The 12216-nt window shown below is 76.1% G+C and carries 8 protein-coding genes; 7 read left to right on the top strand and 1 reads right to left on the bottom strand.

All coding sequences use genetic code 11. From position 1 onward, the window contains the following. Positions 1-195: 195 nt before the first annotated feature. The 6 genes from OF117_RS16150 to OF117_RS16125 all read left to right on the top strand — a co-directional run bounded on the left by OF117_RS16150 (position 196) and on the right by OF117_RS16125 (position 8812). Positions 196-714 (top strand): RNA polymerase sigma factor, encoded by a 519-nt coding sequence (locus tag OF117_RS16150; RefSeq protein WP_263553866.1) that lies wholly within the window; start codon positions 196-198, stop codon positions 712-714. Next, positions 698-1771, top strand: a complete 1074-nt coding sequence (locus tag OF117_RS16145; RefSeq protein ID WP_263553865.1) for a hypothetical protein — start codon at positions 698-700, stop codon at positions 1769-1771. The genes OF117_RS16150 and OF117_RS16145 overlap by 17 nt, the downstream gene beginning before the upstream one ends. Further along, entirely contained in the window at positions 1768-2814 is a 1047-nt protein-coding gene (locus tag OF117_RS16140) for an ABC transporter ATP-binding protein (RefSeq protein ID WP_263553864.1), read from the top strand. The genes OF117_RS16145 and OF117_RS16140 overlap by 4 nt, the downstream gene beginning before the upstream one ends. After that, complete coding sequence (locus tag OF117_RS16135) at positions 2811-3659, top strand: ABC transporter permease subunit (protein ID WP_263553863.1); 849 nt, start codon at positions 2811-2813, stop codon at positions 3657-3659. The genes OF117_RS16140 and OF117_RS16135 overlap by 4 nt, the downstream gene beginning before the upstream one ends. A gap of 143 nt (positions 3660-3802) precedes the next feature. After that, entirely contained in the window at positions 3803-6439 is a 2637-nt protein-coding gene (locus OF117_RS16130) for a bifunctional FO biosynthesis protein CofGH (RefSeq protein ID WP_263553862.1), read from the top strand. 165 nt (positions 6440-6604) lie between these two features. After that, on the top strand, positions 6605-8812 hold the full coding sequence (locus OF117_RS16125) for a glycoside hydrolase family 15 protein (RefSeq protein WP_263553861.1): 2208 nt from the start codon (positions 6605-6607) through the stop codon (positions 8810-8812). Between the two features lie 14 nt (positions 8813-8826). Here the strand turns inward: OF117_RS16125 and OF117_RS16120 are convergent, their stop codons facing one another. Further along, positions 8827-10677 (bottom strand): putative bifunctional diguanylate cyclase/phosphodiesterase, encoded by a 1851-nt coding sequence (locus OF117_RS16120; protein WP_263553860.1) that lies wholly within the window; start codon positions 10675-10677, stop codon positions 8827-8829. Positions 10678-10924: 247 nt separating this feature from the next. Between OF117_RS16120 and OF117_RS16115 the strand changes: the two genes are divergently transcribed. Beyond that, the gene (locus tag OF117_RS16115; RefSeq protein ID WP_263553859.1) at positions 10925-12181 is read left to right on the top strand and encodes a globin domain-containing protein; all 1257 of its coding nucleotides are present in this window, start codon (positions 10925-10927) and stop codon (positions 12179-12181) included. Positions 12182-12216 lie beyond the last annotated feature (35 nt).

Raw genomic sequence — 12216 nt, 5'->3', positions numbered from 1 at the left:
GGCGGGCGGCGGGCCGCGGGGGCGGGACGGCGCGTCGCACACGGGGGGCACTCCGGGGCGCCCGCGCACGACGATCATGGGAATGTGTCACATCCCGGCGCGCGGCGGTGCTCTCCCGGTGTGGGCCCCTCATTCCCGGATCCGTCCGGCGCAACCGCCGTCCTGCCCGTCGCCGGCGCGGCGGCACGGACGCGGGTGAGCGCGGCAGCCGCCCCGCCGGGCGTGCGACCCGACCTCGAGCAGGTGTTCCGGTCCGACTACCCGCGGGTGGTCGCCGTCGCCGCCCGGGTGCTCGGCTCCCGCGACTGGGCCGAGGACGTCGCCCAGGAGGTCTTCCTGTCCTTCGGCCGCTCCTCGGTACCGGCCGGTGAGGCCACCGGGTGGCTCACCGTGGCCGCCGCGCACACCGCGCTCAACGTCCTGCGGGCCGGTCGGCGGCGCGCGGCGCGCGAGCAGGCGGTCGGCGCCGGTGGCCGGGACGTCCCCGACGTCGCCGACGCCGTCGTCGCCGGCGACGAGAGCAGCCGGGTCCGGGCCGCGCTGGCCCGGCTGCCCCGCAAGCAGGCCGTGGCGCTGGTGCTGCGGCACAGCGGCGCGAGCTACGCCGAGGTGGCCGGGGCCCTCGGCCTGTCCGTCGGCAGCGTGGGCACGACCGTGCGCCGCGCCGAATCCGCCCTGCGCGAGGAGTTGGGGAACGATGCGTCATCCGTCTGACGGAACCCTGCGGAGGCTGCTCGACGAGCCCGTCGCCGTCTCCGACGACGACCGGGCGCACGTCGCCTCCTGCGCGACCTGCCTGACCGGTCTGGCGGCCGCCCGCGCCGACGCGGCCGCGGTCGGCGGCGCCCTGCGCCCCGGCGGCGCCGCGGAGGTCGACGTCGACCGCGCCTGGGCAGGCCTCGCCGCGACGCTCGCGACGACCGCTCCGGCGCCCGCCCCGGCCCGGCGGCCGGCCCGGGCCGGCCGGTGGCGGGCGGCGCTGCGCCGCCCGGCGGTGGCCGCCCTCGGCGCGCTCGTCGTGGTGGCCGGCGGCGGCGTCGCGGCCGCCAACGACTGGCTGCCGATCTTCCGCACCGAGCAGGTCGCGCCGGTCGAGTTCCGCCCCGCCGACCTGGTGGCGCTACCCGACCTGACCGCCTACGGCGACCTCGAGGTCACCGGGTCCGGCGAGCCGGAGACCGTCCCGGACGCCGCCACCGCGGAGGAACGCACCGGGCTCGACGTCCCGGCCGTCGCGGAGCTGCCCACGGGCGTCGTCGGCGAGCCGGCCTACCAGGTGGTGGGGCAGGTCACCGCGACCTTCACGTTCGACGCCGAGTCGGTCGCGGCCGCGGGAGGCGGCGAGCTGCCGGCGGAGCTGGCCGGCAGCCGCTTCCGCATGGAGGCCGGGCCCGGCGTCGCGGCCGTGTGGTCGCAGTCCTCCGGCCTGCCGGCGCTCGTCGTCGCCCGCGCGGTGGCGCCCACCGTCTACTCCGACGGCGTGCCGTTCGAGACCGCCCGCGACCTCCTGCTGTCGCTGCCGGGTCTGCCGGCCGACCTCGCCGAGCAGCTGCGCGCGCTGTCCGCCGACGGCTCGACCCTGCCGCTCCCGGTCCCGGCCGACCGGGTCACGAGCGAGCCGGCGGACGTCGACGGCCTGCCCGCGACCGCGCTCGCCTCCCGGGACGGCCTGCTCGCCGGCGTGGTGTGGGTCGACGACGGCGTGGTGACGGTCGTGGCGGGCAGCATCGGCACGGACGAGGCCCTGGCCGTCGCCCGCGAGCTGCGGTGACGACCCCCGCCGCGGTCGCGGCCGCGGCCGAGCTGGTCTCCGGCCTGCCGGCCTCGCCCGCGGTGTGGTGTTCCGGGCTGCGGAAGCGGTACGGACGGCGGACCGCCGTCGACGGGGTCTCGTTCACCGTGGGCCGCGGCGAGGTCCTCGGCCTGCTCGGGCCGAACGGGGCGGGCAAGACCAGCGTGATCAAGATGCTGCTGGGTCTGGTCCGCCCCGACGCCGGCGAGGTGATGCTGCTCGGCCGGCCGGCGGGCGACCCGGCGGCCCGCGCGCGCGTCGGCTACCTGCCCGAGCTCTTCCGCTACCAGCCCTGGTTGACCGCCGACGAGGTGCTCCTGCTGCACGCCCGGCTGGCCCGCGTGCGGGCGAGCACCGCCGAGCGGCTCGAGGGGCTGGCGCGGGTGGGGCTCGCCGAGCGCGCCGGCGACCGCGTCGGGGGGTTCTCCAAAGGCATGCAGCAGCGGCTGGGGCTGGCCGTCGCTCTGGTCGGCGACCCGCGGCTCGTCGTCCTCGACGAGCCGACCAGCGCACTGGACCCGCTCGGCCGGGCCGACGTCCGCGACCTGGTGCTCGACCTGAAAGGCCGCGGGGTTGCGGTCCTGCTCAATTCCCACCTCATCGGCGAGGTGGAACGGGTCTGCGACCGCGTCGTCGTCCTCGACCGCGGCCGGCTCGCCGCCTCCGGGACGCTGGCGGAGCTGCTCGGGGCCCGCGAGGTCCGGCTGCGGCTGACCGGCGTGGACGCCCACGCCACGGCCCGGCTGCACGCCGCGGGACTGACCGGCCGCGACGGGGACTGGTTCACCGTGGCCCTGCCCGCCGACGAGGACGCCGGCACCGGCACCGGCACCGGCGCCGGTGTCGGCTCCGGCGCCGCCGGGCGTTCTGCGGACGACGGCGGCGCGGTGCCCGACCTGGTGCGCGACCTCGTCGCGCGCGGCGTCCGGGTGCACGCCGTGGAGCCGCGGCGGATCAGCCTCGAGGACCGGCTGCTGGGCATCCTGCGCGATGCGGAGCACTCCGACGGGGGCGGCCGGTGACCGTGCTGACCATCACCGCGCTCACCCTGCGGGAGGCCTCGCGGCGCAAGGTGCTCCGGGCGCTGGCGGTGCTGACCCTGGTGCTGCTGGGCCTGAGCGCCTGGGGCTTCTCCCGGCTGACGGCCGTCGACCCCGAGCTCGGCGAGCTGACCAGCGGCGAGGGCCGGCTGGTCGCCTCGCTGCTGCTCAACCTGGTGATGTTCGGGTTGAGCCTGATCGCGGCGCTCGGCACCGCGTTCCTCGCGGGGCCGACCCTGGCCGGCGAGGTCGACTCGGGGATGTCGCTGGCGATGCTGGCCCGGCCGGTGCGCCGGTCGACGGTCCTGCTCGGCAAGTGGTTGGGGCTGGTCGTCTTCGGCAGCGGTTTCGTGGCGGTGGCCGGGTCCGCCCAGATCCTCGTCGTCCGCTGGACGGTGGGCTACTCGCCGCCGTCGCCGGTGGCCGGGCTGGCCCTGCTCGCCGCCGAGACGGTGGTGCTGCTGACCCTGGGCCTGCTGCTGTCCAGCGTCGTGTCGACGATGGCCTCGGGCATCGTCGCGGTCGGCCTGTTCTGCGCCACGTGGATCGCCGGGGTGGTCGGCGGCATCGGCGAGACGCTGGGCAACGAGGGCGTCGCCGCCGTGGGCACGGTCTCGCGGATCCTGCTGCCGACCGACGGCCTGTGGCACGGCGCGATGAACGCCTTCCAGGACCCGTCGGCGCTGTCGAGCTTCGGTGTCGACGCGGCCGCCTTCCCGTTCCTCGGGGAGGCGCCGCTGACCGCCGTCTACCTCGGCTGGGCCGCGCTGTGGGTCGCCATGGTGTGGGGGCTGACGGCGCTCTCCTTCGTCCGCCGCGACGTATGAGGGAGGACCCCGTCCTCCCCACCCCTCGCCCGCTCGGGGCGGGGCCACCGCCTCTCCTCCGGTCGTCGACCTGCGGCGGTCCCGCACCCGGCGAGCCGCCGAGCGGTGGGAGCGAGGGGTCCGTCAACTAGCGTCGGGGCCCTATGAGCCCGCTGCCCGCGCCGACCGACTCCGCCCTGCGCCGCGCCCTCGCGCGCGCCGAGCGCGGCGTCGCGCTCGACGCCACCGAGGCCGAGACCCTGCTGCACGCCCGGGGGCTGGACGACGGAGCACCGCTCGACCGGCTGCTGACCGCCGCGGGCCGGGTGCGCGACGCCGGCCTGGCCTCGGCCGGCCGCCCCGGCGTGGTCACCTACAGCCGCAAGGTGTTCGTCCCGCTCACCCGCCTCTGCCGCGATCGCTGCCACTACTGCACCTTCGTGACGACCCCCGGGCAGCTGCGGGCGGCCGGCGGGGCGCCGTTCCTGTCCCCCGACGAGGTGCTCGGGATCGCCCGCGCCGGCGCCGCGCTCGGCTGCAAGGAGGCGCTGTTCACCCTCGGCGACCGCCCCGAGCAGCGCTGGCCGGTCGCCCGCGAGTGGCTCGAGGCGCACGGCTTCGACTCGACCCCCGCCTACCTGCGCGCGGTGGCGATCCGGGTGCTGGAGGAGACCGGGCTGCTGCCGCACCTCAACCCCGGCGTGCTGAGCTGGGAGGAGATCCAGCGGCTCAAGCCGGTGTCGGCGTCGATGGGCATGATGCTGGAGACGACGGCCACGCGGCTGTGGTCGCAGCGCGGCGGCCCGCACTTCGGCAGCCCCGATAAGGAGCCCGCCGTCCGGTTGCGCGTGCTGGAGGACGCCGGGCGCTCCGCCGTCCCGTTCACCACCGGCGTGCTGCTGGGCATCGGCGAGGACTACGCCGAGCGCGTAGACGCCGTGCTGCGGATCCGGGCCGCCCACCGCCGGCACGGGCACGTGCAGGAGGTCATCGTCCAGAACTTCCGGGCCAAGCCCCGGACGGCGATGGCCGCGCACGACGACCTCGGGTTGCAGGAGTACGTCGCCGCGGTGGCGGTGACCCGGCTGCTGCTCGGCCCGGGGGCGCGGGTGCAGGCACCGCCCAACCTCTCCGACTCCACGGAGCTCGGCCTGCTGCTGCGCGCCGGCGTCGACGACTGGGGCGGGGTCAGCCCGCTCACCCCCGATCATGTCAACCCCGAGCGGCCGTGGCCGGGCCTGGAGGAGCTCGCCGAGCTGTCCGACCACGCCGGCTTCGAGCTGCGCGAGCGGCTGGCCGCCCAGCCGCCGTACGTGCTGCGCCCGGAGCCGTGGCTCGATCCGCGGGTCCGCCCCCACGTGGCCGCGCTCGCCGGCCCCGACGGGCTGGCCGTCGAGGGCCGGACTGCGGTCGGCCGGCCGTGGCAGGAGCCGGACGAGGCCTTCGCGTCGGGGACCTGGACGTCGTCCGGCCGCACCGAGCTGCACGTGGAGGTCGACACGGTCGGGCGCACCGGCGACCGGCGCGGCGACTTCGACGTCGTGTACGGCGACTGGGCCGAGCTGCGCGACCGGACGACGGCGGCGCGGTCGGCCGTCCCGTCGGCCGCGGTCGGCGACCCGGAGGTGCGGGCCGCGCTGTCCCGGGCCGGGACGGACCCCGCGGGCCTGACCGACGCGCAGTACCTCGCGCTGCTCGGCGCCGACGGCACCGACCTCGAGGCGCTCTGCGCGCTGGCCGACGCCGTCCGCCGCGACACCGTCGGCGACGACGTCACCTACGTCGTCAACCGCAACGTCAACTTCACCAACGTCTGCTACACCGGCTGCCGGTTCTGCGCCTTCGCCCAGCGGCGCACCGACGCCGACGCCTACACGCTGTCGCTGGCCGAGGTCGGCGACCGGGTCGACGCGGCGTGGGCGGCCGGGGCCACCGAGATCTGCATGCAGGGCGGGATCCACCCCGACCTGCCCGGCACCGCCTACTTCGACCTGGCGCGCGAGGTGAAGCGCCGGCAGCCGGGCATCCACCTGCACGCGTTCAGCCCGATGGAGATCGTCAACGGCGCGGCCCGCACCGGGCTGTCGTTCGCGGAGTTCCTGGTCGCCGCCCGGGAGGCCGGCCTGGACAGCGTGCCGGGCACGGCGGCGGAGATCCTCGACGACGACGTCCGCTGGGTGCTCACCAAGGGCAAGCTGCCGTCGGCGACGTGGCTCGAGATCGTCCGGACGGCGCACCGGATCGGCCTGCCGACGACGTCGACGATGATGTACGGCCACGTCGACACCCCGGCGCACTGGGTGGCGCACCTGCGCACGCTGGCCGCGCTGCAGGACGAGACCGGCGGGTTCACCGAGTTCGTGCTGCTGCCCTTCGTGCACCACAACGCGCCGATCTACCTGGCCGGCGTCGCCCGTCCCGGGCCGACGGTGCGGGAGAACCGCGCGCTGCACGCCGTCGCCCGGCTGTTGCTGCACGGCCGGATCGCCCACGTGCAGACGTCCTGGGTCAAGCTCGGCGACGCCGGGACGCGGGCGGTGCTGCGGGGCGGGGCCGACGACCTCGGCGGCACGCTGATGGAGGAGACCATCAGCCGGATGGCCGGCAGCCGGCACGGCTCGCGCAAGACCATCGCCGAGCTGGAGGCGATCGCGGCGGGCATCGGCCGGCCGGCCCGGCAGCGCACCACCGAATACGGCACGCCGTCGGCCGAGCGGCTGGCCGCGGCACGGTCGGCCGAGGCGCGCGCCCCGGCGGCCCTGCCGATCACACCGGTGCGACCGGCGCGCACGCCGCTGTGACCGGGCGCCGCAGCGCGGTCCCGATCTGCCTGGTCCGGGGGGGCGTGCGGTCCTAGAGTCCGGCGCACACTGCTCGCCGGACCCGCTCCCAGCGGGCCTCGCGCGGTCCTCCGGCCGGGGCGTCCCGGGACGCCCCGGCCGGGCACTCCCGGGGAGGTGCGGTCCGTGGTCGGTCGGGGGCACGGCACTCAGCAGGGCCGGCGCCGGCAGCGCTCCGGGAGGGCGCTGGGCTCCGCGCTGGCCCTGGGCGCGCTCGCCGGCGGGCTCCTCGCCCCGGCCGGCGTCCGGGCCGCGCCCACCGCCCCCGGGTCCCCCGGCGAGGCGGCGACCTGGTCGCCCGGCGACAAGGACGGCTTCGGCACCGCGATCGGCGCCCTGGGCAGCACGGTCTGGTACACCCTGAACGACGGCACGCTCAGCGAGGTCTTCGCGCCCCGGATCGACACCCCGAGCTCGCGCGACACCCAGCTCGTCGTCACCGACGGCGAGACCTTCACCGACCGGGAGGACGAGGACACCGAGCACACGGTGGAACTGGTCGACCCCCGGGCGCTGGTCTACCGGCAGGTGAACACCGCGACCAGCGGCCGCTACCGGATCACCAAGACCTACACGACCGATCCCGCCCGGCCGGTGGTGCTCGTCGACGTCCTCTTCGAATCGCTGGACGGACGGCCCTACCAGGTCTGGCTGCTGCACGACGTCGGCCTGGGCCTCGACGCCGACGACGACACCGGCCGCTCCGCCGACGGTGTGCTGCTGGCCACCGACGGCACGCTGAGCAGCGCCGTCACCGCCTCGGGCGGGCTCACCGACACCTCCAGCGGCTACCTCGGCCGCAGCGACGGCTGGACCGACCTCAGCGGCGACCACGCGCTCGACGACCGCTGGGACGCGACCGCCCCCGGCAACGTCGTCCAGGTCGGGCGGACCGGGCTGAGCGGCGTGGGCGACGGGCAGCGCCTCACCCTCGCGCTCGGGTTCGGCCCCACCGAGGACGACGCGGCGCAGGCCGCCGCCCGGGCGCTGGACGGCGGCTTCGACGCGGCGCGGCAGGACTACGCCGACGGCTGGCACGGCTACCTCGACGGCCTCGCCCCCGCTCCGGCCAGCGCCGAGGAGTGGCGCACGGAGTACGACGTCTCGGCGATGGTGCTCGCCGCGGCCGAGGACAAGACCTTCCGGGGCGGCTTCGTCGCCGCGCCCGGCCGGCCGTGGGCCTGGGCCGACGAGCTGCAGGACCTGCCCGTCTACCACGCCGTCTGGTCCCGCGATCTGTACCAGATCGCCAGCGGCCTGCGGGCCGTCGGCGACGAGGCGGCCGCCGGTCGCGCCCTGGACCACCTGTGGACCGTGCAGCAGCGTCCCGACGGCTCGTTCCCCCAGAACGCGCGGCTCGACGGCGAGCCGGTGTTCGGCGGGTTGCAGCTCGACGAGGTCGCCCTGCCGATCGTGCTGGCCTGGCAGCTGGGCCGCACCGGGCCGGAGGACTGGGCGCGCGTGCGGCTCTCGGCCGACTTCCTCGTCGCCACCGGGCCGCGCACCGAGCAGGAGCGGTGGGAGAACCTGGCCGGCTTCTCGCCGAACACGATCGCCACCGAGATCGCCGGCCTGGTCACGGCCGCCGAGATCGCCGGCGCCAACGGCGACGACGCCCGGGCCGGCAGGTACCTGGCCACCGCCGACGAGTGGCGGTCGGCCCTGGCGGGCTGGACGGTCACGACCACCGGACCGCTCTCCGACCAGCCGTACTACCTGCGCATCACCGACGACGGCGACGCCGACGCCGGCACCGGGATCCAGATCGCCGACGGCGGGCCGCTGGTCGACCAGCGCCGGGTGCTCGACCCGAGCTTCCTCGACCTCGTCCGGCTCGGCGTCGTCGACGCCGGTGACCCGGTGGTGCGGAACACCCTGGAGCTGGTCGACTTCCAGCTGGCCTACGAGACCGCCAACGGGCGGTTCTGGCACCGGTCGAGCTTCGACGGGTACGGCGAGAAGGTCGACGGCACCCCGTGGGAGCCGGTGCCCGCGGGCTCGCGGGAGACGATCGGTCGCGGCTGGCCGCTGCTGACCGGGGAGCGCGGCGAGTACGAGCTCGCCGCCGGCGGTGACGCCCAGGGACGGCTGGACACGATGGCCCGGTCGGCCGACGACGGGTCACACCTGCTCGCCGAGCAGGTGTGGGACGACCAGCCGCCGTCGGACCCCGACTCGGCGTACGAGCCGGGCGAGCCGACCTTCTCCGCGACCCCGCTCACGTGGAGCCACGCGGTGTTCGTCCGGCTGGCCCACGCCATCGACGCCGGCCGCCCGCTCGACACCCCGGACGTGGTGGCCTGCCGCTACGCGACCTCGCTCTGCCCCGGCTGACCGGACGGCGGCCGTCAGACGGACGGGACCGGGATCCGCGGCGCTGCCGCCGCGGTCGGGTCGTGCTCCTCCGCCGGCGCCGGCCGGCCGAACAGGTAGCCCTGCGCGTGCGAGCAGGCCAGCGTCTCGAGCAGCTGGCGCTGCGCCGGCGTCTCGACACCCTCGGCGACCACCTCCAGGCGCAGGCTGCGGGCCAGCTCGACGATGGACGCCACCAGTGTCGTCGACCCGCCGCCGGTGCCCAGGTCGTGCACGAAGCTGCGGTCGATCTTGACGATGTCCGCGGGCAGCCGGCGCAGGTACGACAGGCTGGAGTAGCCGGTGCCGAAGTCGTCGATGGCGATGCGCACGCCCAGCGCGCGCAGCGCGTGCAGCTGCTCGACGACGGCGTCGACGTCGCGCACCAGGACGCCCTCGGTCACCTCCAGGGTGAGCTGGCCGGCAGGCAGCCCGCTGTCCCGCAGGGCCCGGCCCACGGCGTCGACGACGTCGTCGTCGGCCAGCTGCCGGGGCGAGAGGTTGACCGCGATGCCGATCGGGCGGCCGGCCCGGCGCGACCACTCCGCCGCCTGCCGGGTCGCCTCGCCGAGCACCCAGCGGCCGATGCCGACGATGTGCCCGCCCTCCTCCGCGAGCGGCACGAACTCCGCCGGGGGCACCAGGCCGCGGGTCGGGTGGTGCCAGCGCAGCAGCGCCTCGAAGCCCGTCGTCCGGCCGTCGTCCAGCGCGATCGTCGGCTGGTAGTGCACCGCCAGCTGCCCGGCGGCCGCGGCGCCGGCGAGGTCCTGCAGCAGCTCCACCTTCGTCCGGGCCGCCTGGGCCATGCCGTCGGCGTAGCGGACGAGCCGGTTCCCGCCCGCCGCCTTGGCCAGGTACATCGCCAGATCGGCGTTGCGCAGCAGGGTGAGGGCGTTGCGTTCGCCCGCGCTGCCCGTGTCGGCCAGGCCGATGCTCACGTGCACACCCAGCGGTCGGCCGGCGACCAGCACCGGGTCGGCCATCGCCTGCAGCATCCGCTCGCCCACGCCGCGGGCCGCGTCCGGGCCGGCGGCGACCACCACGGCGAATTCGTCGCCGCCGAGCCGGGCGATCACGTCACCCGGGTGCACGCATCCGCGCAGCCGCTCCCCCACGGCGACCAGCAGCTGGTCCCCGAGGGCGTGGCCGCGGGCGTCGTTCACGTCCTTGAAGTCGTCGATGTCGACGAGCAGCACGCTGATCGGCGCCGTGTCCGCCAGCAGCCGGTCGGCGTTCTCCACGAGCAGGGTCCGGTTGGCCAGGCCCGTCAGGGGGTCGGTCAGGCCCTGCTGCTCGTTCAGCCGCCACGCCGCCAGGTGCGCCAGGCTCGCCGCCAGCACGAACGCGCCGTGCACGCCCGCCCACAGCCACGGGTTCGCGTGCGCATCCGCGTGACCGAAGACCGAGTGCGGGAACAGTGCGCCGAACAGGCCGTGGTGCGTCAGCACGACCGACAGGGCGACCCCGAACGGCACCCAGTCCTGGTAGAGCGACACCAGGCCGACCATGACGAAGAACAGGAAGTGCGCCTCGGTCAGCCCGTCCATCAGGTACACGAACAGCACGCAGCCGGCCATCAGGCTCAGGGTCGCCGCCGCCGCACGGATCGCCCGGCCCCCGCTCGGCGAGGGAAGCAGCGCCACGGCCAGCGGCGCGGCCACCACGAGGGCCTCGACCAGGGCCGCGAGCGGGTGCTCGCCACGCAGCGGGGCGACGCCGCCCAGGACCACCGCTTGGGCCAGCGCGACCCGGACGATGATCGTGTGCCGCCGGCGCCACACCTCGTCGGGCAGCAGTCGCCCCTCGGGCAGCACCGCGATCAGGCGGTCGGTCAGTCTCGTGCGCACACCACCTCCTCGGCACGTCGCCCGGGCGGGCACAGTGCGGCGGGGGCGCCACTCCCCCGGACGGGGGGCCTCCCGACGGGGAGGTTCCCGACGAGAAGGCGCCCTGACGGGGCCGTCCCGGCATCCGCGGCCCGACCGCCCCGCTCACGCAGCGGTCCGCGCCCCCGACTACGGTCGGACCGTCGTCGAGCAGCCGGCCGCAGCTCGTCCGGCCGGGTGCGCCTCCCCCGCGACCCGAGGAGTCCGAGTGCTCTCCGACCGCTCCCGACCCGTCGTCCAGGCCACCCTGCCGGCCGTCGCCGAGAACATCCGCGAGATCGCCCAGCGCTTCTACCGGCACCTGTTCGAGGCGCACCCCGAGCTGCTGGACGGCACCTTCAACCGCGGCAACCAGGCCGAGGGCACCCAGCAGTTGGCCCTGGCCGGGTCGGTGGCCGCGTTCGCCAGCACCCTCGTGCACACGCCCGAGGAGCTGCCCGGTCACCTGCTGTCGCGCATCGCGCACAAGCACGCGTCCCTCGGCATCCGGCCGGACCAGTACCAGGTCGTGCACGACCACCTGTTCCGGGCGATCGCCGATGTCCTCGGCGACGCGGTGACGCCCGAGGTCGCCGCGGCGTGGGACGAGGTCTACTGGCTGATGGCCTATGCGCTGATCAACCAGGAGCGCGGCCTGTACAGCGCCCGCGGGGTGCGACCGGACACGGTCTGGCGCCCCTGGGAGGTCGAGCAGAAGATCCGGGAGACCGACGACGTCGTCACGTTCGTGGTCAAGCGGATCGACGACCGGCTGGTCAAGACGTCCCTGCCCGGCCAGTACGTGACCGTCCAGGTCCCGGCGGCCGACGGCGTCCGCCAGCCGCGGCAGTACAGCCTGACCCGGGCGGACGACGGCGAGCACCGCCAGTTTTCGGTGAAGCGGGTCCACGGCGACGGCAAGCCGGACGGCGAGATCTCCACCCTGCTGTGCGACTCGGTGGACGTCGGCGACGTGCTGACGATCTCGCTGCCCTTCGGGGACGTCGTGCTCGACGACGCGGGCCGCCCGGTCGTGTTCGCCAGCGCCGGCATCGGCATCACCCCGATGGCCGGCATGCTCTCCCACCTGGCGGCGGCCGGCTCGGGCCTGCCGATCACGCTGCTCCACGCGGACCTCGACGAGGCGTCCTTCGCCCTCCGGCGCCAGGTGCTCGACGACGTCCGCCGGCTGCCCCGTGCCCGGGCCTACGCCTGGTTCGAACGCGGCGCGGACAGCGGCCTGCCCCTCGACGGCGTCTTCGCCGGCACGGTGGACCTCGGGCAGGTCGACCTCTCCGACGACGCGATCTACTACCTGTGCGGTCCCCTGCCGTTCATGCAGGCGATCCGCAGCGCGCTGATCGAGCGGGGCGTCGCGGCCCAGGACATCCAGTACGAGGTGTTCGGCCCGGACCTGTGGCAGGCCGACCTCGTGGCCGAGCCCGCGCCGGGCGCCGCCCAGCAGGACGTCGGGCAGCCGGGCTGACCCGCCCCGCCGCGACCGCCTGGCACGATCGCGGC

It is taken from the genome of Geodermatophilus sp. YIM 151500 (assembly GCF_025716945.1).
In the GTDB taxonomy this organism is placed as follows: Bacteria; Actinomycetota; Actinomycetes; order Mycobacteriales; family Geodermatophilaceae; genus YIM-151500.
Note: the sequence above shows the minus strand (reverse complement) of the source record. Positions and strands in the feature narration are given on the sequence as shown.